This window comes from Roseiterribacter gracilis (genome assembly GCA_018332375.1).
Taxonomy (GTDB): domain Bacteria; phylum Pseudomonadota; class Alphaproteobacteria; order BOG-932; family Roseiterribacteraceae; genus Roseiterribacter; species Roseiterribacter gracilis.
Genome location: BOPV01000001.1, coordinates 2,601,359 through 2,625,025, shown reverse-complemented (window position 1 = coordinate 2,625,025; position 23,667 = coordinate 2,601,359). Strand labels below are relative to the sequence as shown.

The 23,667-nt window shown below is 63.8% G+C and carries 24 protein-coding genes; 19 read left to right on the top strand and 5 right to left on the bottom strand.

What is annotated here, in order from left to right; genetic code table 11:
* Nucleotides 1-51: 51 nt before the first annotated feature.
* The 6 genes from dgcA (at nucleotide 52) to clpB (ending at nucleotide 8,826) form a co-directional block, all read left to right on the top strand.
* The gene (gene dgcA, locus TMPK1_RS12975) at nucleotides 52-1,032 is read left to right on the top strand and encodes an N-acetyl-D-Glu racemase DgcA (protein ID WP_420243438.1); all 981 of its coding nucleotides are present in this window, start codon (nucleotides 52-54) and stop codon (nucleotides 1,030-1,032) included.
* Nucleotides 1,033-1,086: 54 nt separating this feature from the next.
* Nucleotides 1,087-2,145 (top strand): peptide chain release factor 1, encoded by a 1,059-nt coding sequence (gene prfA, locus TMPK1_RS12970; protein ID WP_420243437.1) that lies wholly within the window; start codon nucleotides 1,087-1,089, stop codon nucleotides 2,143-2,145.
* A gap of 19 nt (nucleotides 2,146-2,164) precedes the next feature.
* Entirely contained in the window at nucleotides 2,165-4,111 is a 1,947-nt protein-coding gene (locus TMPK1_RS12965; RefSeq protein ID WP_420243436.1) for a S9 family peptidase, read from the top strand.
* 3 nt (nucleotides 4,112-4,114) lie between these two features.
* Entirely contained in the window at nucleotides 4,115-4,960 is an 846-nt protein-coding gene (prmC, locus tag TMPK1_RS12960) for a peptide chain release factor N(5)-glutamine methyltransferase (protein WP_420243435.1), read from the top strand.
* Between the two features lie 187 nt (nucleotides 4,961-5,147).
* Nucleotides 5,148-6,098, top strand: coding sequence for a DUF4167 domain-containing protein (locus TMPK1_RS12955; RefSeq protein ID WP_420245664.1), 951 nt, complete (start codon nucleotides 5,148-5,150; stop codon nucleotides 6,096-6,098).
* A 133-nt stretch (nucleotides 6,099-6,231) separates the two neighbouring features.
* Entirely contained in the window at nucleotides 6,232-8,826 is a 2,595-nt protein-coding gene (gene clpB / locus TMPK1_RS12950) for an ATP-dependent chaperone ClpB (protein ID WP_420243434.1), read from the top strand.
* Between the two features lie 56 nt (nucleotides 8,827-8,882).
* Here clpB and TMPK1_RS12945 read toward each other — a convergent pair whose 3' ends face one another.
* Entirely contained in the window at nucleotides 8,883-9,164 is a 282-nt protein-coding gene (locus TMPK1_RS12945) for a hypothetical protein (protein ID WP_420243433.1), read from the bottom strand.
* Nucleotides 9,165-9,254: 90 nt separating this feature from the next.
* On the opposite strand from TMPK1_RS12945, the gene ggt reads away from it, so the two are divergent.
* A complete protein-coding gene (ggt, locus tag TMPK1_RS12940; RefSeq protein ID WP_420243432.1) occupies nucleotides 9,255-10,985 on the top strand; it encodes a gamma-glutamyltransferase in 1,731 nt (576 codons plus the stop codon).
* Nucleotides 10,986-10,987: 2 nt separating this feature from the next.
* Nucleotides 10,988-11,302: an EthD family reductase gene (locus tag TMPK1_RS12935; protein WP_420243431.1), complete on the top strand. Its 315-nt coding sequence runs from the start codon at nucleotides 10,988-10,990 to the stop codon at nucleotides 11,300-11,302.
* Here the strand turns inward: TMPK1_RS12935 and TMPK1_RS12930 are convergent.
* The 3 genes from TMPK1_RS12930 to TMPK1_RS12920 are packed head-to-tail and all read right to left on the bottom strand — an operon-like array spanning nucleotide 11,286 to nucleotide 13,639.
* Complete coding sequence (locus TMPK1_RS12930; RefSeq protein WP_420243430.1) at nucleotides 11,286-11,525, bottom strand: helix-turn-helix domain-containing protein; 240 nt, start codon at nucleotides 11,523-11,525, stop codon at nucleotides 11,286-11,288. The genes TMPK1_RS12935 and TMPK1_RS12930 overlap by 17 nt on opposite strands.
* Before the next feature lie 6 nt (nucleotides 11,526-11,531).
* Complete coding sequence (locus TMPK1_RS12925) at nucleotides 11,532-12,275, bottom strand: C40 family peptidase (RefSeq protein WP_420243429.1); 744 nt, start codon at nucleotides 12,273-12,275, stop codon at nucleotides 11,532-11,534.
* On the bottom strand, nucleotides 12,272-13,639 hold the full coding sequence (locus tag TMPK1_RS12920; RefSeq protein ID WP_420243428.1) for a leucyl aminopeptidase family protein: 1,368 nt from the start codon (nucleotides 13,637-13,639) through the stop codon (nucleotides 12,272-12,274). Before TMPK1_RS12920 ends, TMPK1_RS12925 begins: the two co-directional genes overlap by 4 nt.
* A gap of 66 nt (nucleotides 13,640-13,705) precedes the next feature.
* Between TMPK1_RS12920 and TMPK1_RS12915 the strand changes: the two genes are divergently transcribed.
* Genes TMPK1_RS12915 through TMPK1_RS12905 form a run of 3 tightly spaced genes read left to right on the top strand, consistent with a single transcriptional unit; the run spans nucleotide 13,706 to nucleotide 16,472 of the window.
* A complete protein-coding gene (locus TMPK1_RS12915; protein WP_420243427.1) occupies nucleotides 13,706-14,347 on the top strand; it encodes a glutathione S-transferase family protein in 642 nt (213 codons plus the stop codon).
* On the top strand, nucleotides 14,347-14,589 hold the full coding sequence (locus TMPK1_RS12910) for a hypothetical protein (protein WP_420243426.1): 243 nt from the start codon (nucleotides 14,347-14,349) through the stop codon (nucleotides 14,587-14,589). Before TMPK1_RS12915 ends, TMPK1_RS12910 begins: the two co-directional genes overlap by 1 nt.
* Before the next feature lie 20 nt (nucleotides 14,590-14,609).
* The gene (locus tag TMPK1_RS12905; protein ID WP_420243425.1) at nucleotides 14,610-16,472 is read left to right on the top strand and encodes an ABCB family ABC transporter ATP-binding protein/permease; all 1,863 of its coding nucleotides are present in this window, start codon (nucleotides 14,610-14,612) and stop codon (nucleotides 16,470-16,472) included.
* Between the two features lie 3 nt (nucleotides 16,473-16,475).
* Here the strand turns inward: TMPK1_RS12905 and TMPK1_RS12900 are convergent, their stop codons facing one another.
* Nucleotides 16,476-16,856: a COG4315 family predicted lipoprotein gene (locus TMPK1_RS12900; RefSeq protein ID WP_420243424.1), complete on the bottom strand. Its 381-nt coding sequence runs from the start codon at nucleotides 16,854-16,856 to the stop codon at nucleotides 16,476-16,478.
* Between the two features lie 249 nt (nucleotides 16,857-17,105).
* Here TMPK1_RS12900 and rpmB point away from each other — a divergent pair, with 249 nt between their 5' ends.
* From rpmB to TMPK1_RS12860, 8 genes are all read left to right on the top strand, one after another.
* The gene (gene rpmB, locus TMPK1_RS12895; protein ID WP_420243423.1) at nucleotides 17,106-17,402 is read left to right on the top strand and encodes a 50S ribosomal protein L28; all 297 of its coding nucleotides are present in this window, start codon (nucleotides 17,106-17,108) and stop codon (nucleotides 17,400-17,402) included.
* A gap of 138 nt (nucleotides 17,403-17,540) precedes the next feature.
* A complete protein-coding gene (locus tag TMPK1_RS12890; protein ID WP_420243422.1) occupies nucleotides 17,541-18,308 on the top strand; it encodes a queuosine precursor transporter in 768 nt (255 codons plus the stop codon).
* A complete protein-coding gene (gene tgt / locus TMPK1_RS12885) occupies nucleotides 18,283-19,506 on the top strand; it encodes a tRNA guanosine(34) transglycosylase Tgt (RefSeq protein WP_420243421.1) in 1,224 nt (407 codons plus the stop codon). Before TMPK1_RS12890 ends, tgt begins: the two co-directional genes overlap by 26 nt.
* Entirely contained in the window at nucleotides 19,506-20,168 is a 663-nt protein-coding gene (gene upp / locus TMPK1_RS12880; RefSeq protein ID WP_420243420.1) for a uracil phosphoribosyltransferase, read from the top strand. Before tgt ends, upp begins: the two co-directional genes overlap by 1 nt.
* A 42-nt stretch (nucleotides 20,169-20,210) precedes the next feature.
* Nucleotides 20,211-20,618 (top strand): Fur family transcriptional regulator, encoded by a 408-nt coding sequence (locus TMPK1_RS12875; RefSeq protein ID WP_420243419.1) that lies wholly within the window; start codon nucleotides 20,211-20,213, stop codon nucleotides 20,616-20,618.
* 27 nt (nucleotides 20,619-20,645) lie between these two features.
* Nucleotides 20,646-21,287 (top strand): LysE family translocator, encoded by a 642-nt coding sequence (locus tag TMPK1_RS12870; protein WP_420243417.1) that lies wholly within the window; start codon nucleotides 20,646-20,648, stop codon nucleotides 21,285-21,287.
* Nucleotides 21,288-21,350: 63 nt separating this feature from the next.
* Nucleotides 21,351-23,093: a putative bifunctional diguanylate cyclase/phosphodiesterase gene (locus TMPK1_RS12865; RefSeq protein ID WP_420243416.1), complete on the top strand. Its 1,743-nt coding sequence runs from the start codon at nucleotides 21,351-21,353 to the stop codon at nucleotides 23,091-23,093.
* Nucleotides 23,094-23,220: 127 nt separating this feature from the next.
* On the top strand, nucleotides 23,221-23,661 hold the full coding sequence (locus TMPK1_RS12860) for a nuclear transport factor 2 family protein (protein WP_420243415.1): 441 nt from the start codon (nucleotides 23,221-23,223) through the stop codon (nucleotides 23,659-23,661).
* The last annotated feature ends 6 nt before the right edge of the window (nucleotides 23,662-23,667 follow it).

Sequence of the window (23,667 nt, the reverse complement as noted above, 5' to 3'; positions counted from 1 at the left end):
GGGCGGCAGAACCTAGCCGCCACCCCCAACTCGAGCAACGCCATCCCTGCAATGCAGCTCGCCGTCCAAATCGAACGATTTCCACTTCGCCAGGTCTTTCGCATCGCCCGTGGGGCCAAGACCGAGGCCCCCGTCGTGGTGGCAGAACTCACCCAAAACGGCGTCCGCGGTCGTGGAGAATGTGGGCCGAATGCGCGCTATGGCGAGACCGTCGAGTCCGTGGCCGCAACAATTGAGTCTGTGCGCGGTGCGGTCGAGGCTGGTTTGGACCGAACCGGGCTGCAAGCCCTGCTGAAACCGGGCGCGGCGCGCAACGCGCTCGATTGCGCTTTTTGGGACCTCGAAGCCAAGCAGGCAGGCAAGCCGGCGTGGCAATTGGCCGGTCTGGCCACGCCCAAGCCGGTTCATACCGTGCTGACGATCAGCCTCGACGATCCCGACAAGATGGAAGCAGCCGCGCGTGCAGCGGCGGATCTGCCCTTGCTCAAGCTCAAACTCGCCGGTGACGGCAACGACGTGCCGCGTGTTGCGGCGGTGCGGCGCGGTGCACCGCAGGCGCGTCTCATCGCAGATGCGAATGAAGGCTATCGCCGCGAGTTCTTGATCGCCGACGCGCCGCAACTTGCTGCACTTGGCATCGAGATGCTGGAACAGCCGTTGCCCGCGGCCGAAGACGAATTTCTGCGCGACTTCGATTCACCGTTGCCGCTCGGCGCCGACGAAAGTGCGCATGCATTGGATTCGTTGCCGGCGCTGATCGGCAAATACAGCGTCGTCAACATCAAGCTCGACAAGACGGGCGGCCTGACTGAAGCGCTGGCGCTGGCAAAAGCGGCGCGCGAAGCGGGGTTCGAGATCATGGTCGGCTGCATGCTCGGCTCGTCGCTTGGCATGGCGCCGGGCGTGCTGGTGGCGCAGATGGCAAAATATGTCGATCTCGATGCGCCGTTGCTGTTGGCCAAGGACCGTGTACCTGCGCTTGCCTATACCGGCGTGCAGATCGCACCGCCTGACCCTGCTTTGTGGGGCTGAAAGCGCGGGAGCGGCTTGTTCGGCGGGGCCGCGTCGGGCACAACCACCGGCCTCATGCTTCGCCCGGACCAGCTGAATCGCGTTGAATCGCGGTGGATCGAATTGCGCGACGCGCTGTCAGGCGCCATCGCGCCCGATGAATATGTCCGCCTGTCGCGTGAATATGCCGAGCTGACGCCGGTCGCCGAGGCGATCACCGCCTGGAAGCGCGCGGTCGCCGACAAAGAACAAGCCGAAGCGATGCTGACCGATCCTGAAATGAAGGATCTCGCAAGCGCCGAACTGGCCGAACTGGAAGAAAAGCTGCCCGCGCTGGAACAGGCGGTGAAGCTGGCGTTGCTTCCCAAAGACGAAGCCGACGCCAAAAACGCAATTCTCGAAGTGCGCGCCGGCACCGGCGGCGACGAAGCGGCGTTGTTCGCAGCTGAACTGTTCGGCATGTACCAGCGCTACGCGCAGCTACGCGGTTGGCGGTTTGAAATTCTGTCGGGCGCCGAAACCGATCTCGGCGGCGCGCGCGAAGCGGTTGCGTCGATCACCGGCGCCAACGTGTTTGCGCGGCTGAAATTCGAAAGCGGCGTGCATCGCGTGCAGCGCGTGCCCAAGACCGAAACGCAGGGCCGCATTCACACCTCGGCGGCAACCGTCGCAGTTCTGCCCGAAGCCGAAGAAGTCGACATCGACATTCAGGACAAAGACATTCGCATCGACGTGTTTCGCTCGTCGGGGCCGGGTGGACAGTCGGTCAACACCACCGACAGCGCGGTGCGCATCACCCATTTGCCGACCGGCATCGTCGTGTCGCAGCAGGACGAGAAGAGCCAGCACAAGAACAAGGCCAAGGCGCTGAAGATTTTGCGCTCGCGCATCTACGACGCCGAACGCGCCAAAATCGACGCGGCGCGCGCCGCCGATCGCAAAGGCCAGGTCGGCAGTGGCGACCGGTCGGAGCGAATTCGCACCTACAATTTCCCGCAAGGGCGGGTCACCGATCACCGAATCAACTTGACGCTCTACAAAATCGACAAGGTGATGGCGGGTGAGGCGCTGGACGAGGTCGTCGAAGCGCTGATGCAGGCGGATCAGTCGGAACGACTGGCGGCGCTGTCATAAAAAACAGGGGGTTTTCGCAATGCGTCTTTCGATCCTCGCCACTGTTGCAACGCTTGCGCTCGTGGGTCCCGCTGTTGCGGCGGTGACGCCGCCCGACACGATCCGCGCCGACGGCGTGCCCGAACTGTCCGACGCGCTGCAGGCCGACGTCGCCAACTACACCGAATTCAACGGCGCGAGCTTTGTCGGCTTCGATCCCAAATCGAACGGCATTCTGATTTCGCGCCGCGCCGGCAACGTCACCCATCTGCATCGCGTCACCGCGCCGTTGGCCAAGCCGGAACAATTGACCAAAGGCGACGATCCGGTGTCGGGTGCGGCCTACGCACCGTCGCGTGGCGACGTCATTCTGTATGCGCAAGACAAAGGCGGCGCCGAGTTCTGGCAGCTCTATCGCCTCGACCCGAAGAGCGCCGCAGCGACCTTGGTGACCGACGGCAAGTCGCGCAACCAGACGCAGCATTGGAACAACGACGGCACGCGTGTGGCGTACGCTTCGACGCGCCGGAACGGCAAAGACAACGACATCTGGGTGATGGATCCGCGCGATCCGTCGACCGACAAGATTGCGCTGCAAGTCGATGGCGGCGGCGAAGGCTGGACCGTCACCGGCTGGTCACCCGACGGCAAGAAGCTGCTGGTGAACGAGTCGATCTCGATCAACGAATCCTATGTCTGGCTGGTCGATATTGCGGCCGGTACCAAGACCGCAATCACACCGCGCAACGGCATCAAAGGCGCCAACGACCTGGCGCAGTTCGATCCGTCGGGCGAGGGCATCTGGTACGCGAGCGATGTCGGCGCGGAATCGAAGCGTCTCGTGCGCTACGACGTGAAGACCGGCAATCGTGACGTAGTGACGCCCGATCTGCGCTGGGACGTGGAAGAACTCGCGATGCCGACGCGCGGCGACGTCGCCGCGTATTTCGTCAACGAGGCAGGTCGCTCGGTGTTGCACCTGATCGACCTCAAGACGCGCAAAGAACGTCCGGCGCCGAAACTTCCCGAAGGACAAATCGGCACGGCGCGGATCAGCGATGACGGCAGCAAGCTCGGCCTTGGCATCACCAGCGCGAAATCGCCTGGCGACGTGTTCGTCGTCGATCTGAAAAACGGCAACGCGGTGCGCTGGACGACGGCCGAGACCGGCAACATGAAGCTCGACCGGTTGCGCGAGCCTGAACTGGTCAAGCTGAAGAGCTTCGACGGTCTGGAGATTTCCGGCTTCTATTATCGCCCCGACCCGAAAGCATTTCCGGGCAAGCGTCCGGTGATCATCGACATTCACGGCGGGCCAGAAGGCCAGTCGCGTCCGAAGTTTCTCGGACGCGCCGGCTATCTCGTCGCCGAATTGGGCGTCGGCATTTTCTATCCCAACGTGCGCGGGTCAGAAGGCTACGGAAAAACCTTCCTGGAGCTCGATGACGGGATGAAGCGCGAAGACTCGGTCAAAGATATCGGCGCGGTCATCGACTGGTTGAAAGCAGACGGCGCAACCGACGGCGCGCGCATCGGCGTGCAAGGCGGTTCGTACGGCGGCTACATGACCTTGGCGGTGATGACGCATTATTCCGACCGGTTGCGCGCCGCGATCGACGTGGTCGGCATCTCGAACTTCGTGACCTTCCTGACCAACACCTCGCCGTACCGGCAGGATCTGCGCCGCGTCGAATATGGCGACGAACGCGATCCGGCGATGCGCGAGTTTCTGCAGAAGATCTCGCCGCTCACCAACGTGGCGAAGATCACCAAGCCGATGTTGGTCGTGCAGGGCGCCAACGATCCGCGCGTGCCGAAAACCGAAGCCGACCAGATGGTGCAGGCGCTGCGCACCTTGGGCACGCCGACCTGGTACGTCGTCGGTCTCGACGAGGGTCACGGCTTCAAGAAGAAGAAAAACGCCGACTATCAATTCCTCAGCGGCATGCAGTTCTGGAAACAGCACCTGCTGGCCCCATCTAGCTGACCCATGTCGCAACGTCAGTCCCTCAAAGACGCGGTCGCGCGGTTGCGCGCGGCCGGCGTCGAAACACCCGTTCTCGATGCGCGTCTGCTGGTGCAGCACGCGTTGGGTGCCGATTGGAATCAGCTCTATATCGGCCCCGACCGCGATTTGACCGACGACGAACGGTCCGAGCTGGGCCGGTTGATCGATCGCCGCGCCGCGCGCGAACCCGTGTCGCGTATTCTCGGCAATCGCGAGTTCTGGAGTTTAAACCTGCTGGTCGGGCCCGACACGCTCGACCCGCGGCCGGATACCGAAACCATCATCGACTCGGCGCTGAAACTGGTGCCCGACCGTGACCTGCATGTGCGCGTGCTGGATCTCGGCACTGGCACCGGTGCGATCCTGCTGGCGCTGCTGACCGAACTGCCGAACGCGACCGGGCTTGGGATCGACCGCGCGCCGGGCGCGGTCGCAACCGCGACCGAGAATGCCCAGCGACTCGGCCTCGACGGGCGCACGCGGTTTCGCAACGGCGATTGGGGCAAAGGGATCGACGAGCGATTCGACCTGATTGTCAGCAATCCGCCGTACATTCGGCGCGGCGACATTGCCGGCCTGTCGCCCGAAGTCCGCGACTTCGATCCGGTGTTGGCGCTGGATGGCGGGCCGGACGGACTCGATGCCTACCGCGAACTGGCGCCGGACCTGCAACGGCTGCTCGATCCGGGCGGTTGTGCCGTGCTGGAAGTCGGGCAAGGCCAGGCGCCCGCGGTGATGCGGATCCTGGAAGAGGTCGGCTTGCGCTCGGCCGGGAGCGCCCGCGATCTCGGCGGTATCGAGCGCTGCGTCATCGCGCAGCGCCAATAAAAGGCTGGTTGGCGGCTCAGGCGCGATCGGCTAGGTTGGCTCCAGCGGCAGATGGCCGTCGATCTTGATCGACCGCCCAGCCAAGCGACCCGGACCCTTCGACGACGAATGACCGTGTCCTGACGCATTCAGCGTCCGACGCCGCTCCCTGAAACCTCGTGACGTTCGAGGACGTGACCAAATCGTGATGCGCCAAGGACAGAAGAACCGCTCGCGGGGACGCAACAACAATAACAACAACAACCGTCGCCCCGGCGGAATGCCGAGTCGAAACCAGACCTATGATTCCAACGGTCCGGACGTTCGTATTCGCGGCAGCGCCTATCAGGTGCACGAGAAATATCTGGCACTGGCGCGCGACGCGCAGGCCGCAGGTGACCGCGTCACGGCGGAAAACTACCTGCAGCACGCCGAGCATTATTTCCGCATCATCGCCCAGATCCAGGACTCGCAGGGCCAACGCCCGCCGTACAATGGTGGTCAAAGCGGCGACAATTTCCGGCGTGAATTCGGCGAAGGCTTCGACGAAGAAGGCGACGGCGAAGGCGGCAACGGGAACGGCGACGGCTATGAAGGCGGCGACCAGCCCCAGCAGCCGCACTACCAACATCCGCACCAGCCGCGCGAAAATCAAAATCGCGATGGGCAAAACCGCGATGGCCAGAATCGCGATCGTGACGGCAATCGCGACGGTGGCCAGAACCGCGAATATCGCGGCGACCAGCAGCCGCGCGAACCGCGTGGCGAATATCGCGGCGACGGACAGCAAAATCGCGAACCGCGCGAGCCGCGTGAACCCCGTGAAAATCGTGGTGAGCCGCGCGAAGCCCGCGAGCCGCGTGGCGACGCTGGCGAACGTGCGCCGCAGCCGGTGCGCGAGCCACGGGAAGTGCGCGAGCCGCGTGAACCGCGCGAGCCGCGGGAACCCCGCGAAGCAGCACCGCGCAGCGAAGAGGCCCAGGCCGAAACGCCGCCGCGTCCGGTGCGCCGCGAACGCGCCCCGCGTGGCGAACCGCGCGAGCCCAAGGAACCCCGCGTCGAGCGTGAACCGCGAGCGGCGACCACCGACCATCGCTCGCTGGCCCAGCGCCTGAACGAAAAGCTCGACGACGAGACCGAAGGCGAAAACGCCGCCTGATCGACCCCGGTCGCCAGAAGCCTTGGCGATCTCGGTCGTGCTTCCCATCTAGGGGTTCGGGCCCGCGCCTTCGGGGCGGGCCCGAATTCTGTCGGCGGCGTGCTTCGGGCGTCGCGGAAAAGGGGAGTGCCGGATGGACTTCGAAAAATACACCGAGCGTGCACGCGGTTTCGTGCAGGCGGCCCAGGCGCTGGCGTTGCGCTCTGGCCATCAGCGTCTGACGCCCGAGCATCTGCTCAAGATTCTGCTCGACGACAAAGAAGGCCTCGCGGCCAATTTGATTCGCGCTGCGGGTGGCGATCCTGCGCGCGCGCTGTCCGCGGTCGAAGCCGAGCTCAACAAGATTCCCAAAGTCGAAGGTGCGGGCGCGGGCCAGGTCTTTGCGACCCCCGAGATCGCGCGGATTTTCGACCAGGCCGAAAAGATCGCGCAGAAGGCGGGCGACAGCTACGTCACCGCCGAACGTCTGCTGCTGGCCATTCTCGTCGACGGTCAGACGCCGGGCGCACGTGCGCTGCAGGCAGCCGGCGTCAATGCGCAGAATCTGAACGCGTCGATCGAAGCGGTGCGCAAAGGGCGCAAAGCCGACAGCGCAACCGCCGAGCAGAGCTACGACGCGTTGAAGAAATATGCGCGCGACCTGACTGCGGCGGCGCGTGACGGCAAGCTCGATCCGGTGATCGGCCGCGACGAAGAAATTCGGCGCACGATTCAGGTTCTATCGCGCCGGACCAAGAACAACCCCGTGCTGATCGGTGAACCCGGCGTCGGCAAGACCGCGATCGTCGAAGGTCTGGCGTTGCGCATCATCAAAGGCGACGTGCCCGAAGGTCTCAAAGACAAGCAGCTTCTGTCGCTCGATCTCGGCGCGATGGTTGCGGGTGCCAAATTCCGCGGCGAATTCGAAGAACGGCTGAAAGCGGTTCTGGCGGAAATCCAGTCGGCGGCCGGCGAAATCATCGTCTTCATCGACGAGCTGCATACGCTGGTCGGTGCCGGCAAAGCCGACGGCGCGATGGATGCGTCGAACATGCTGAAGCCTGCGCTGGCGCGCGGCGAGCTGCATTGCGTCGGCGCCACCACGCTCGACGAATATCGCAAGCATATCGAAAAAGACGCAGCGCTGGCGCGGCGCTTCCAGCCCGTCTTCGTGTCCGAGCCGACGGTCGAAGACACGATCTCGATCCTGCGCGGCCTGAAAGAGAAATACGAGCTGCATCACGGCGTGCGCATCACCGACGGTGCGATCGTCGCGGCTGCGACTTTGTCGAACCGCTACATCACCGACCGGTTTTTGCCCGACAAAGCGATCGACCTGATCGACGAAGCCGGTTCGCGCCTGCGCATGGCGGTCGATTCCAAACCGGAAGCGATCGACGAACTCGACCGACGCATCATCCAGCTCAAGATCGAACGCGAAGCGCTGAAGCTCGAACATGACGACGCGTCGCGTGATCGTCTGACCAAGCTCGAAGCTGAACTGACGGGGCTGGAAAAACAGTCGGCCGATCTGACCGAACGTTGGCAGGCGGAAAAAGAGAAGCTGTCGCTGTCGCAGAAGATCAAAGGCGAACTCGAAGCGGCGCGCACCGAACTCGACCAGGCGCAGCGCGGCGGCGATTGGGCCAAAGCGGGCGAGCTGACCTACGGCAAGATTCCCGATCTGGAACGCCGTCTGACCGAAGCCGAAAAAGCCGCCGGCGATCGCATGCTGAACGAAGAAGTGCGTTCGCAGGATATTGCCGGCGTGGTGTCGCGTTGGACCGGCATTCCGGTCGACAAGATGCTGGAAGGCGAACGCGAAAAGCTGCTCCACATGGAGTCGGCGCTGCATGCGCGCGTCATCGGCCAGGACGAAGCGATCACGGCGGTGTCGAACGCGGTGCGTCGCGCGCGTGCCGGCTTGCAGGATCCCAACCGTCCGATCGGTTCGTTCCTGTTCCTAGGCCCGACGGGCGTCGGCAAAACCGAACTGACCAAGGCGCTGGCCGGATTCCTGTTCGACGACGACCAGGCGATGATCCGCATGGACATGTCCGAGTACATGGAGAAGCACTCGGTCGCGCGTCTGATCGGTTCGCCGCCCGGCTATGTCGGCTACGAAGAAGGCGGTGCGCTGACCGAAGCGGTGCGTCGCCGTCCGTATCAGGTGATCTTGTTCGACGAAGTCGAAAAAGCGCATCCCGACGTGTTCAACGTGCTGCTGCAGGTGCTGGACGACGGTCGCCTGACCGACGGCCAGGGCCGCACGGTCGACTTTCGCAACACGCTGATCGTGCTGACGTCGAATCTCGGCAGCGAGATTCTCGCCAACGAACCCGAAGGCGAATTGCTGCCGGTGGTGCGCGACAAGGTGATGGAAGTCGTGCGGCACTCATTCCGTCCGGAATTCATCAACCGGTTGGACGAGATCCTGCTGTTCCGTCGTCTCAGCCGCGGCGAGATGGGCGGCATCGTCGACATCCAGCTTCGCCACCTGCAGAAGCTGCTCGACGATCGCAAGATCCAGCTGTCGTTGGACGAGACGGCGAAAACCTGGCTCGCCAATGCCGGCTACGATCCGGTCTATGGCGCGCGCCCGTTGAAGCGCGTGATCCAGCGGTCGCTGCAGAATCCGTTGGCCGAAGCGATCTTGCAGGGGCGCATCGCTGATGGTTCGACGGTGAACGTCACGGCGAATGCCGACGGGCTGTTGATCGGCGATGCGGCGCAACGCGCCGCCGCGTAAAAGAGCGCGAACAGAGAAAAGGCCGGTACGGAGCAACCCGTACCGGCCTTTTTACTTCAGTAGCGGCCGTAATAGCCGTAGGGGCGATATACGACGCGCGGCGGCGCGTAATAGACCGGCGGCGGGCCGTAATAGGCGGGTGCCGGAACGACCACGACCGGATGCGGGCGCCAATAGTGATGGCGGTGCCACGGGCGGACGATGACCGGCGCCGGCGCGTAGCCATAGCCGTAACCGTAAGACGGACCCACCGAAACGGTGAGCGACGGGCTGTGGGCGGCGGCCGGACCGGCAGCGCCGAGCAACAGCAGCGGCAGAGCCAAGAGCAACTTCTTCATGGGGCCAACATGGGTGTCGATTGCGGCAGCAGCGCGGCGATGGTTCGATGCGCCATGCGCTTCCCCAGAAAGTTTGTAACGCTCATCGCAATGACCGGAATTCTCGGCCAGCCTCTCGCCGCAACCGCCGCCGACATTGGTCGCGGCGATCGCCTCACCGGTCTCAAACTTGCGACGCGCAGTCCGGTTGTTGCGCCGCACGGCGCAGCGGCGACAAGCCAGCCGCTTGCGACACAGGTCGCGATTCAGATTTTGCAGAAAGGCGGCAGCGCGATCGACGCCGCCATCGCCGCCAATGCGACGCTCGGTTTGATGGAGCCGACCGGCAGCGGCATTGGCGGTGATCTCTACGCCATCGTCTGGGATCCCAAGACGAAGAAGCTCTACGGCTACAACGGATCGGGCCGCAGTCCGAAAGGGCTCGATCTTGCGAAGGTGAAAACCAAAGGCGACGCGCAGGGATTCCTGCCGCAATACGGCGCCATCTCGGTGACCGTGCCGGGCACGGTCGACGGTTGGTTCGCGCTGCACGGCAAGTTCGGCAAGCTGCCGATGAAAGATCTGCTGGCGCCCGCGATCGGCTACGCCAAAGACGGATTTCCCTGGTCGCAATATATCGGCATGGCGATCGCGCGCAGCCTCGGCATCTTCGAAACCAAACACAAAAGCGGCGAACTCGAAGAGATCGACAATGCGCGCAAGCTGTGGATGCCGGACGGCACCGCGCCGCGCGAAGGCCAGATGTTCCGCAATCCCGATCTTGCCAAGACCTACGAGGCGATCGCGGCCGGTGGGCGCGACGCCTTCTACAAAGGCGCGATCGCCAAAACAGTCAGCAGCTACATGCAGCGGATCGGCGGCTGGTTGCGCGAAGAAGATTTCGCCGCGCATCAAGGCGAATGGGTCGAACCGGTCTCGACCAAATATCGCGGCGTCGATGTCTGGGAGCTGCCACCCAACACGCAGGGCATCGCAACCTTGCAGATGCTGAATCTGATGGAAGGCTACGATCTGAAAGCGATGGGCGCGGGCAGTGCCGATGCGCTGCATGTGATGATCGAAGCGAAGAAGATCGCTTACGCCGATCGCGCCAAACTCTATGCCGATCTCGCTGCGATGACGGTGCCGGTCGAATCGCTGGTGTCGAAAAGCTACGCCAACGAACGGCGCAAACTGATCCGCATGGACAAGGCGCTCGAAGCGGTGGAAGCGGGCGCGCCGACCGGACATGGCGGCACGATCTATCTCACCGTCGCCGACAAAGACGGGATGATGGTGAGCTGGATCCAGTCGAATTTCCGCGGTCCCGGTTCAGGCCTCGTGCCCGACGGTCTCGGTTTCATGCTGCAGGATCGCGGCGGTCTGTTCGTCACCACCGACGGACATCCCAACCAGTACGCGCCGTCGAAGCGTCCGTTCCACACGATCATTCCTGGCTTTGCGACCAAAGACGGAGAGCCTTGGTTGTCGTTCGGCGTGATGGGCGGCGCGATGCAGCCGCAAGGCCACGTGCAGATCCTCGCCAACCTGATCGATTTCGGCATGGACGTGCAGGAAGCGGGCGACGCGGCGCGCTGGCAGCATTTCGGCAGCGGCACCGCCGACGATCCGCACGGCAAGCCCGGTGGTGAAATCGTGCTGGAAAGCGGCATTCCTGCCGCGTCAGTTGAAGAACTCAAAAAGCGCGGCCACGCGGTGCGCAGCTATGGCAGTGGCAAAGAACATTACGGCTCGTACGAAGCGATTTTGTGGGACGCGAAAGAGAAGGTCTATCGCGCCGCCACCGAAAGCCGCGTCGACGGTATGGCGGCGGGGTACTGACGATGGCCGCGATCTTCAGTGTGATGTACCCGTCCGCGCCCGGTGGTCGCTTCGACATGGATTACTACATGTCGGTGCATATGCCGTTGGTCGAAGACGTGTTCGGCCCGACCGGTTTGCGTAGCTGGACGGTTGTCGAAGGCGTGCGCGCGTTGGGCGGCGGCGAGCCCACCTTTCGCGTCATGACGCATTTGACGTTCGACACGATGGCGGATCTCAACGCCTCGGTCGAAGGTCCCAACGCCCACCGCGCGTTCGCCGATATTCCGATGTACACCGACATCACGCCGGTGAAGCAGATCAGCGAGACTGTGTAGCGCGCAGCAATTCGCCGGCGTCTAATCCAAGCACGTCACAGGCGCGCTTGAATTCCAGCAAGCTCAGCTGGCGGGTGCAGGTCTCGACGCGCGACACCGCATCCTGCGTCAGCCCGATCAGCGCGCCGAATTCTGACTGTTTCAGCCCGCGGTCAAACCGCGTTTGCGCGATCCGGTTGATGATCGCGCGGTAGGCGTCTTCGTCCGGCGACTTGCGCGCCATTTGGCTCTACAGCCGTCGCACGTCCGGCGCGCGATCGACGCGGGCGACCAGGTCGGCCAGCGGCTCGCGCACGACACTCATCCAATGCGCGTTGGCATGCACGATCTCGGTTTCGTTGACCGCCATCGCGACATGGCCGGGCCAGAAACACAGATCGCCGCGCTGTAAGCGCACGTCGCCGACGACGCGCTGGCCCAACTTCTGCGACTGCGGACCGGAATCGCGTGGCGCTGCGATGCCGGCTGCTGCCAGCGACAACTGCACCAGCGCCGAACAATCGAGACCCAGGCTGGTGCGGCCGCCCCACAAATAGGGAACGCCGAGAAAGCGCAGTGCGGTTGCAACCGGATCGGTTTCGACATGGTCGAGCGCAACAAGGTGCCGGTGATAGATCCAGCCTTCATGCTCGATTTCGAAAAAGCCGTTCTTCTCGCCCGTGACCTGGACGGTGCTGAGAAACGACAGCGCGGTCAGCGGCGTCGTTTTCATGTTCGGCTCACCATACACGAAGCCGCGCAGGTCACCGATCTTGTGCGTGGGTTGCACCGAGTCCGCATCTTCGCCCAACGTCTCCGCCGGCACGAAACCGCGATAGCCGTCGGTCGCGTTCACAACTTCGGCCCAGTCGTCGCGGGCGAATCCGACGGTCACGCGTTCGCCGAACAACAGCTCGGTCGCAAGTTCGGCCGCGAAGTCGGGTCGTCCCTTGAGCGGCGCTGCGGCGGCGATGATGCGGGCAGGCACGCTCATTTCGCGCGCCGCGCGATCAGGCGGTACAGCGCGAACAGATTGCGCGCTTCGCCGCCTTCGGGACGGCCGGGTCGTGCCTTCGAGTTCCAGCCATACGTGTCGAGATGGATCCACTTCACAGCTGGATCGACGAAGCGCTGCATGAACAGCGCCGCATAAATCGCGCCGGCAAAGCCGTTGCTGGAAATGTTGTTCAGGTCGGCGATCTTGCTGTCGAGATCCTTGGCATAAGCGCTGTGCAGCGGCAGGCGCCACAACGGGTCGCCGGTTTCGCGCGCGTCGTTTTCCAGCTCTGCTGCAAGCGCGTCGTCATTGGCGAACATCGCCGGCAGGTCCGGGCCCAGCGCGACGCGTGCGGCGCCGGTCAAGGTCGCGAAGTCGATCAACAGATCGGGCTTGTCCTCGCACGCCAAAGCGAGCGCGTCGGACAGAATCAAACGGCCTTCGGCGTCGGTGTTGCCGACTTCAACCGTCAGACCTTTGCGCGTCTGCAGCACGTCGAGCGGGCGCATCGCGTTGCCGGCGATTGCGTTCTCGACCGCGGGAATGATCACGCGCAAACGCACCGGCAGCTTTGCCGCCATGACCATACGGCCCAGCGCCAGCGCGTGCGCGGCGCCGCCCATGTCCTTTTTCATGATCAGCATGCCGCTCGACGGTTTGATGTCGAGACCGCCTGTGTCGAAACACACGCCTTTGCCGACCAGCGTAATCTTTGGATGGGCCGCGTTGCCCCAGGCGATGTCGATCAGGCGCGGTGCATTGGTCGCGGCCCGGCCGACCGCATGCACGGCGGGATAATTTTCGGTCAGCAGCGCGTCGCCGACCGTGACATTGCAGGTCGCGCCGAATTCTTTGGCCACGGCTTGCGCCGCGTCGGCCAATTGGCTGGGGCCGAGATCGTTGGTCGGCGTGTTGATCAGATCGCGCACCAACGCCATCGACGCGGCGTCGCGCGCGACCTGCGCGCGGTCGGCCTTGCTCGGCCAGATGAGCTGCGCCACGTCGCGCGACGGCTTCTTGTAGCGCGTGAAGCGATACGACCCGAGCGCCCAGCCCAGCGCTGCTTGCGTCGCTTCTTCGTCTGTCAGTTCGCCGTCGATGCGATAGACGCCTTCGGGCAGGCTTTGCGGCAAGCCGGCAAAGCTCCAGCGGTCGATCGTGTCGCCAAGTCCGATCAGCACGGCCGGCTTGTCGCCGGGCAGACGCAGCACCGCGTGCGCCTCGGCTTCGAAGCCGCAGCTAATGACCCAGGCGCGGATCGGTTCGGCTTGTTGCTGCTGCCAGGCAGCAAGCTCGGATTTGCGGACGGCGACGATCGCGATTGCGTCGTCGATCGGTTCGATCAAGGAGTCGGTCGACATGGGCGCGCACCATGCCGCAGAGGGCCTTCGATGGACAGATGGCGACGCGAGAACCTACCCTGCGGCATGTCTTCGCTCGCACTCGTCATCGGCAACAAAGCCACCAGCTCCTGGTCGTTGCGTCCCTGGATCGCGATGGTCCATGCCGGCATCCCGTTTCGTGAAATTCAGATCCGGTTGCGCCGCAGCGATACCAAGGCGCAGATCGCGAACTGGACCGCGTCCGGCAAAATTCCGGTGCTGCTCGATGGCGGCGAACGGATCTGGGAAAGCTACGCAATCCTCGAACATCTGGCGGACCGGTTTCCCGATCGTGGCCTTTGGCCCGCCGATCCCGCTGCGCGCGCCCATGCGCGCAGCATCAGCTGCGAGATGCATGGTGGGTTCGCCGCGCTGCGCCGGGATCTGGCGATGGATGTGCTCCACGATCTGCGCGGCCAACGTTGGTCCGACGAGGCCCAGGCCGATATCGACCGGATCAGCGCCATCTGGCGCGAGGCGCGGGGGCGGTTCGGGGCCAGCGGCCCGTTCCTGTTCGGACGTTTTTCCAACGCCGATGCGATGTACGCGCCGGTCGTGACACGTTTTGCCACCTACGGCGTTTCTTTGGGCGTGGTCGAGCGAAGCTATGTCGATTCGGTGCTGGCCCACCCGGCCATGCAACGATGGATCGACGAGGCGAAGGCCGAACCTCCGATGGGGACCTGATGGCCAAAGACGACGAACATTCCCGCGAAGTCGCGGCCAAGATCGCCGAGCTGAAGGCCAAGGCCACGCCGGAAAAGATCAAGCGCATGACCGCTTTGTTCCAGGCCGAGGTGGCGCGGCGCGATGCGGCCAAAAAAGCCGCCGCGCGGCCGACCGCGTCGGCTGCCCCGCCGGGCGATTTCGCGAAGGGCCTCAATTCCCATGCACTCGAAGTGCTGAAGCGCTGGCGCGACAAGCGCTGAGCCCTATCTTGGCTGGGCATATGACCCCGCCGATCACGCCCCCGCCGGAAAAAAGCTCCGGCGATCTCCGCACCATCCGCTCCCTGCTTCCGTATCTCTGGCCCGCCAACGAGCCAGGTCTGCGATTGCGCGTGGTGCTGGCGGTTTTCTGTTTGCTGCTGGCCAAGGCGGCGAACGTCACGATTCCGCTGGTCTATGGCCGCGCCGTCGATGCGCTGTCGCCGGGACGCGAACATTTGGCGCTGCTGCCGCTGACGATCATTCTGGGATACGGGCTCGCACGCCTGTCGGCGGCCTTGTTCGACCAGTTGCGCAGCGCCGTGTTTCAGCACGTCGCGCAGCGCGCCATTCGCCGTGTCGCCTTGACCGTGTTCCGGCATCTCCACGCGCTGTCGTTGCGCTTTCACGTCGAACGTCAGACCGGTGGCCTGTCGCGTTCGATCGAGCGCGGCACCAACGCGATCGACAACATCCTGTCCTTTGCGCTGTTCAACGTCGTACCGACTTTGGTCGAGCTGGCGCTGGCGGCCGGTATTTTGTGGCATCTGTTCGGCGTCAACTACGCCATCGCGACGGTTGCGACGGTCGGCATCTATATTTTCTACACGATCAAAGTCGCAAACTGGCGCATGTCGATCCGGCGCGCGATGAATGAAAGCGACAGCGCCGCCAACACCAAGGCGATCGACAGTCTGCTCAACGCCGAGACGGTGAAGTATTTCGTCGCCGAAGAGCACGAAGCGCGCCGCTACGACGAAGCGCTGGCGAAATACGAACGCCATGCGGTGCGCACGCAGACGTCGCTGGCCTGGCTCAATATCGGCCAGTCTTTCATCATCGCGCTGGGCCTGACGGTGGTGATGACGATGAGCGCCTACGCGATCGAAGCGGGCGAGATGTCGGTCGGCGATTTTGTGCTGGTGAACACGTATCTACTGCAGCTGGCGGCGCCGCTGGGCGTGTTCGGCTGGGTCTATTCGAGCCTGAAACAGGGGCTCGTCGACATGGAGAAAATGTTTGAGCTGTTGCGCGTCGATCGCGAAGTAGCCGACAAGCCGGGCGCGCAGCCATTGCAGGTGCGCGGCGGCGAAGTCGCGTTCGAGAATATCCGTTTCGGTTACGATCCGCGGCGCGAGATTCTGCACGGCGTGTCGTTCCGCGTGCCGGCCGGCAAGACCTTGGCGATTGTCGGTCCCACCGGTGCAGGCAAATCAACCATCAGCCGTTTGCTGTTTCGGTTTTATGACGCGGCCGACGGGCGCGTGACGATCGACGGGCAGGATGTGCGCGACGTGACGCAAACCAGCGTGCGCGGCGCGATCGGCATCGTTCCGCAGGACACGGTGCTGTTCAACGACACGATCTATTACAACATCGCCTATGGACGCCCCGGCGCGACCAAGGAAGCGATCGAACACGCGGCCCGCATGGCCGAGATCCACGACTTTGTGATGACCTTGCCCGACGGGTACGAAACCAAGGTCGGCGAACGCGGATTGAAATTGTCGGGTGGTGAAAAGCAGCGCGTCGCAATTGCGCGCGCGCTGTTGAAAGATCCGCCGATCATGTTGTTCGACGAAGCGACCAGCGCGCTCGACACCGCGACCGAGCGCGGCATTCAAGCCAATCTGCGCGCCGCCAGTTCAGGGCGCACGACCTTGATCATTGCGCATCGCCTGTCGACCGTGATCGACGCAGATGAAATCGTGGTGCTGGAAAAAGGACGCGTTGCCGAACGTGGAACGTTCGATCAATTGCGCGCGGCCGATGGAATCTTTGCGACGATGTGGGCCAAGCAGCAGGAACAGCAGAATCTAGCCGCGCAAAGCGCGGCTCCCGGTTTTCAGCTCGAAGGTGAAATCCGGGAGCCGCTTCGCGGCTAGATCTTACGGCGTGGCGATGTGCCAGACGCTGTTGACGCCGTCGCCGGTCGTGTCGCCGGCCTTGGTGTCGTTCTTCCAGGTGTAGAGCGGCTTGCCGCCGTAGGCCCACTGCTTGCTGCCGTCTTCACGGGTGACGACCGTGTACTTGCCTTCTGCCTTGGCGTCGGCCGCGGCGGCGAAGGGCGGCCAGTTCACGGCGCACGGGCCGTTGCACACCGACTTGCCGGCTTCGTCCTTGTCGAACGTGTAGAGCGTCATGCCCTTGGCGTCGGTCAGGGCCGGGCCCTTGGCGGTGGTTGCGGTCTTGGCCGGGTCGGCGGCGAAGGCCGGCAAAGCAAGGCCGGCGATCAACAGACCGGCGGCGATACGGACGAGATGGCTCATTGGGGTTTCTCCAAAGGAGTGTTGTTTGTTGGCAGGGCAGGTACGGAGCGGCGGGGGTCTTATATTCCGCCTGCGTCGCCCCGCCGCACCCAGTTCCCGGGAATAGGCCAAATCTAAGCGCCGGAAAGCTCCCTTTCGTTGACTCGTGCGGCGGCCTCCGTCATGTTCCGCGCCTCGCGCGCTGGGGGTCTCTCCGGCGCCGTCGTCATTTTGAGGGGGCTGCGGCCCTTACGGTTCGAGGATCAGACTATGTCCCGTCGTTGCGTTGTTACCGGCAAAGGCGTGCAGACCGGCAATAAGGTCAGCCACGCCAACAACAAGACCAAGCGCCGCTTCCTGCCGAACCTGCAGGAGACGTCGTTGTTCTCGGAGTCGCTGGGCCGTGACGTTCGGCTGCGCCTGTCGACCAACGGCATCCGCACCATCGAGCACAAAGGCGGCCTGGACGCCTGGTTGGTCAGCGCCGCGAGCGATGACCTGCCGAGCGAGCTCAAGGCGGTGAAGAAGCTGATCGTGAAGGCCGTCGCCGCGCGCGCCGCCGCCTGATCTGATCCTTCTCGTACGAATTAAACGGCCCCGCCTCGGCGGGGCCGTTTGCGTTTGAACGGCCCCTTTTGTTTTTTCCGACCTGCGTCGGTGGGCCGTTTGCGTTTGACCATCCCTTTCGCGTAATCCCGGCGCGCCATGTTTCCCCTTTCGCCCGAACCGCTGATTGCGTGGCTCCACGCGCTGCCCGTCGAGGCGATCGAGGCCATGCTGCTCGTCGTCTGCTACGGCGGCTGCATGTTGCTGCTGCGCCAGTTCGGTGCCGCCGGCCTCTATTCCTGGATCGTGCTGGCGGTCATCGCCGCCAACGTGCAGGTGCTGAAAGAAGCGCAGTTCGCGGCCTTCCCCGAACCAGTCGCGCTGGGCACCGTCGTGTTTGCCTCGACCTATCTCGCAACCGATCTGCTGGCCGAACATTACGGACGGCAGGCAGCGCTTGGCGGCGTGCTGGTCGGTTTTGCCGGCTATCTGTTGTGGACCGTGCTGATGGTGCTGACCCTGGGCTACAAGCCGGTCGAAGGCGCCGAGATCCAGCCGCACCTCGCCGCGATCTTCAAACCGGCGCCGTCGCTCTTCGCCGCCGGCATGGTGTCGTATCTGATCAGCCAAAGTTTCGACGTCTGGGTGTTTCGCGCCGTACGGGCGCGCACCGGGCGCAAATATCTGTGGTTGCGCACCAACGCCTCGACTTTGTTGTCGGCGCTGCTCGACACGATCGTGTTCTCGACGTTGGCCTGGATGGTGTTCGCGCCCGAACCGGTCAGCCTGCACACGCTGATCTTCACCTACGTGCTGGGTACCTACGGGCTGCGGGTTCTGTACTCGGTGCTCGAGACGCCGTTCATGTATGTGTCGCGCTGGCTGGTGCAGCGCGCGCCGGATGCGGGGTTCCGCCGTGTCGACTGAATTCAGTTTTGAAGTTCTGCAACGGTCCGACGACAGCGCGGCGCGCCGCGGTCGGCTGACGACGCCGCACGGCGTGGTGCAGACGCCTGCGTTCATCTTCTGCGCCACCAAAGCCGCCATCAAAGGCGTGACGATGGCGCAGATGCGCGACGCGGGCGCCGAGATCGTTCTATCGAACACCTATCACTTGATGATCCAACCCGGCGCCGACGTGGTCGAAGCGTTGGGCGGTCTGCAATCGATGACCGGTTGGAACGGCCCGATGCTGACCGACTCGGGCGGATTTCAGATTTTCTCGATGGGCCACGGCTCGATCGCCGACGAGATCAAAGGACGCCGTTCGCCGAATGGTGGGCGCGCGACCACCTTGCTCAAGATCGAAGAAAGCGGCGCCACGTTCCGCTCTTATCTCGACGGCCGCAAACTGACGCTGACGCCGGAAGAATCGGTGCGCATCCAGCGCAAGTTGGGCGCCGACCTGGTGGTGCAGCTCGACGAATGCACGCCGTTCCATGTCGACCGCGACTACACGCGCAAATCGATGCTGCTGTCGCAGCGCTGGGGCGATCGTTCGCTGGCCGAATTCGCGCGCCTCAACGATGACGGTCGTCAGGCCATGTACGGCATCGTGCAGGGCGGCACGTTTGAAGATCTGCGCCGCGACAGCGCGTCGTGGACGCGCGACCGGGATTTCTTCGGCACCGCCGTCGGCGGTACGCTGGGCGGGTCCAAGGCGCAGATGGAAGACGTCGTCGGCATGGCGATGGCGCATGTTCATCCCGACCGGCCGGTGCATCTGCTGGGCATCGGCGGCATCCGCGACATTTTCATGGGCGTGGCGCTGGGCATCGACACGTTCGACTGCGTGTCGCCGACGCGCATCGCGCGCCATGGCTGGGCGCTGGTCGAAGGCGCGCCCGGCGAACGCATCAATCTGCGCAACGCTGGGTTCAAGACCGACACCGGTCCCCTGGACCCACGCTGCGCGTGTTACGCCTGCAAGACGGCAAGCCGCGGCTACGTGCATCACCTGTTAAAAGCGGGTGAGATGCTGGGCGCGCAGCTTGTATCCATTCATAACGTGGCGACCATGACTCGGCTGCTGCGCGAAGTTCGCGCGGCGATCGAAACCGGGACGCTCGCCGATGCGCGGCGCCGCTGGGTCGCGGACGAACCTGCGAGTGAAGAGGCCGCCTGATGCGCGAACATCCCAATTTTCAGCGACTGTTCGTGGTCGATCACCCGCTGGTCCAGCACAAGCTGAGCCTGATGCGCGACAAAAACCGTTCGACCAACGGTTTCCGGTCGCTGCTGCGCGAGATCGCGCTGCTGATGGGCTACGAAATTACGCGCGATCTGCCGACCGAGCTGGTCGAGATCGAAACCCCGGTGGCGCCGGCCCAGGTGCCGAAGCTGGCGGGTAAGAAACTGGCGGTCGTGCCGATCCTGCGCGCCGGGCTGGAAATGGCGGACGGGCTGATCGAACTCGTCCCCTCGGCGCGCATTGGCCATATCGGTCTGTTTCGCGATCCGGTGACCAAGCGGCCGACCGAGTATTTTGTGAAATTGCCCGAGGCGGCAGATGGACGGCTGTTCGTGGTCGTAGACCCGATGCTGGCGACCGGCCATTCCCTGGCCCATGCTACCCAGATCCTGAAAAAGCATGGCGTCCCGCCAAGCTTGATCCGGGTCATGGCGCTGGTCGCCGCACCGGAAGGTGTCCGCGCTTTTCATGCGGTGCATCCGGAGATTCCGGTCTATGTCGCATCGCTGGATAGCCACCTCGATGACCATGCCTACATTGTTCCTGGCCTCGGCGACGCGGGCGACCGCCTGTTCGGGACCAAAGAGCGAGAGTAGTAAGAGTCAGTAGCAACCGGCCCAAAGCTGGGGGGACGTCGCATGAATGAGTTGGAGCGCAAGTGCGTCTCCGCCGGGCTGAAGATGACCGATCAGCGCCGGGCTATTTTGAAAGTGCTGGACGAGTCCGGGGATCATCCTTCGGTCGAGACCGTCTATGTGCGCGTCAAAGAGATCGATCCGTCGGTCTCAATCGCGACGGTCTATCGCACGCTGAATCTGCTCGATCAGCTGCACCTGGTGCAGAAGCACGGGTTCAATTCGAACTTCGCGCGCTTTGAAACCAAGCTCGAGCATCATCACCACTTGATCGACGTCGAGACAGGTACGGTGATCGAATTCCAGGACGACAAGCTGGAAGAGCTCAAGCGCGAGATTGCGGCTCGGCTTGGCTACGACATCGTCGAAGACATGCTCGAACTGTACGGGCGCAAAAAGCAGCTCAGCTAGCCGCCGCTTTTTTCGAGTAGCACCAGCTTGGACGAACTCTGGACGTTGCTTCGCGGCATCGCGATCGGGCTTGGCGTTGCCATCCCGGTTGGGCCGCTTGCACTGCTGTGCATGCGACGCACCTTGGATCGCGGCGTGCTGCACGGCTTCGCCACCGGCGTCGGTGCTGCGATCGCCGACGGCATGTATTCGCTCGCGGCCGCGTTCGGCATCGCCGCGATCGCCGAATGGGTGACGCGCTGGCAGGGGCCGATTCGTCTGGTCGGCGGCATCGTTCTTTTGTGGTTCGCGGTGCAGACCTGGCGGCACGATCCGTTGCCGCCCGTCGTCGAAGCGCGCGCCCGACATCTGCCCGGCGATTTTGCGACCGGGTTCGTGCTCGCTTTCACCAACCCCATGACGATGATCGGCTTTGCGGCGATCTTTGCATCATTCGGTCTCGGGACCGACCTGCACGATTTCGATCGTGCCGCTGCGCTGGTTCTGGGCGTATTTTTAGGCTCGTCATCCTGGTGGCTGGCCTTGTCGGCCGGCGTTGCACGCGTGCGACACCTGATTTCGGTGAAGACGTTGCGGGCGGTGAATCTGGGCGCTGCGGCGATTCTGCTCGCTTCTTGCGTCTACGCTTTGGTCAGTGCCGCCCTGATCCTCACGCGCGGGTTGCGTTAGAAACCCGCGTACAATTTGTTTGCTTCATCTTCGGGTAACGAACCGAAGGTACGGTCCCGGCCCATGTCTCCGGCTTCCCCGGCGTCGTCCGGCGCGCATGACGGTCCGCTTTTCTCAGCGGTCCCTGACCAAGAGCGGCTGGCTGCGGCGCTGACCATTGCGCTCGCTGCTGCGGGTGACGTCGGCTACGAATGGGATCTCGCCACCGACGAAGTCCATTTCTTCGGTGCGGTCGTCGATTTGTTCGGCGCCGACGCGCCGCCCGCGACCGGGCGCGCATTTCATGACGTCGTGGTTGGTCAGGATCTGTCGGCACGTTTGGCTGCGCTCGATTCGCATTGGACCGACGCCGGCATCTTCGATTGCGAATTTCGTCTGCTGCTCGCCGACGGTCGGTATCGCTGGGTGCATGACCGCGGTCAGGCGGCGCGCGGCGCCGACGGTGCGCCGCGGTTGGTGCGCGGCGTGTTGCGCGCGATCGACCGTCGCAAACAATACGAATTGTCGCTCGAACAGAACGCGAATTTCGACGAGCTGACCGGCCTGTTCAACCGGCCGCGCCTGCAAACCGCGCTGACCGAAACATTGGGCCAGGTGCAACGCTATGCGGCGGTTGCCTGCTACATGGCGGTTGCGGTCGACAAGCTGCCGGTGGTGGGCGAAGGCTTCGGCCGCGCTGCTGCCGATGCGGTGTTGATCGGCGTTGCGCACCGGCTGGAACGGTTGCTGCGTGAGCGCGACGTGATTGGGCGCGTCAATGTCGACATGTTCGGCGTCATTCTGCATCGCTGCGCGCCCGACCATATGGCTGCGGTGGCGCAGAAGCTGCTGCAGGCCTTGCGCGCCGAGCCGATCGACACGCCCGACGGTCCGATCCACGTAACCTTGTCGATTGGTGGCGTTGCGCTGGCTGATGCCGCGTCGGACGCCAACGAAATCATGGCCAAGGCCGAGCTTGCGCTTGGCAATGCGCGCGGCCGCGGTGCCGATTGCTTCGTCGAGTACGAATGGTCGCGCGCCCAGCGCCGCGAACATCGCGTGCAGATGGAAATCGCCGAACAGGTGCTGCGCGCGTTGAAGACCAACCAGGCACGCTTCGCCTATCAGCCGATCGTCGATTCAGGGACCGGCACGACGTCCTATTACGAAGCGCTGTTGCGCATCGAAGGGCCGGACGGGTCGGTGCTGCCGGCCGGCGCGTTCCTGCCCGCAATCGACCGGTTGGGATTGAACCGGATCGTCGATCTGCACGTGCTGGATCTCGCGGTTGCCGAGCTGATCGCGCATCCCGAGATCGCGCTGGCGGTGAACGTGTCGGGTCTGACCGTGTCCGACCGTCCGTGGCGCCACCACGCCGAGCAATTGCTGCGCGGCCGTCCCGACGTTGCGTCGCGCCTGATCGTCGAAATCACCGAAACCGTGGCGATGCAGGACGTCGCCGAAGCCGAGCGTTTCGTGCATGCGATTCGCGCGCTGGGCTGCCGCGTCGCGCTCGACGATTTCGGGGCCGGCTACACGTCGTTCCGCCATTTGAAATCGCTGTCGGTCGACATCGTGAAGATCGACGGCAGTTACGTGCAGGGGCTGCCGGTCAACACCGACAACCAGCTGTTCGTGCGCACCTTGCTGGCGCTGTGCGACGGGTTCGGTTTGAAGACCGTCGCCGAGTTCGTCGAAACCCAGGCCGAGGCCGATCTGCTGCGCGCCTACGGTATCGGCCTGTTGCAGGGCTATCACTGCGGTAAGCCGCAGCTCGACCGGCCCTGGCTGCGCGACCTTTCTCCGTTGCGCGTTGCAGGCGACTAGAGCAGCGAACGTCTCAGCGTATTTTCGCTGCCGGTAGGCGGCTGGTTTACGTCGAGGAAGTGGGTCCATCGGTTTGACATGGCGCGTGGCAGGAAAGCCCCCACGCCCATCACAACGGACTCCGCACATGCTCTCGCTCGGACTTGCGATCAGCTTTCTTGCCGTCGCTGTTGCAGCGACGCCGACTGACGATGCCAGGCTCGTTGCGCAACTCGATCGCGACTATCAGGCCGCGGTACGCGACAACGACATCGCTACGATCAATCGAATTTTGGCCGACGATTTCGTGCTCGTGACCGGACGCGGCCAGACCTTCAACAAAAAAGACATTCTCGACGAAGCCCGCGCCAATCCCACCTATGAGCGGCAGGACGAAGAAGCGGGAACCCAGACCGTGCGCGTCTGGGGCGACACCGCCGTCGTGACGGCGCTGCTATGGTGCAAAGGCGTGCGCGACGGCAAGCCGTTCGACTACAGGCTTTGGTTCAGCGACACCTATGTGCGCACCAAAGACGGCTGGAAGTACGCGTTCGGGCAGGCGTCATTACCCCTGCCCAAAAGCACGTGAACTAGC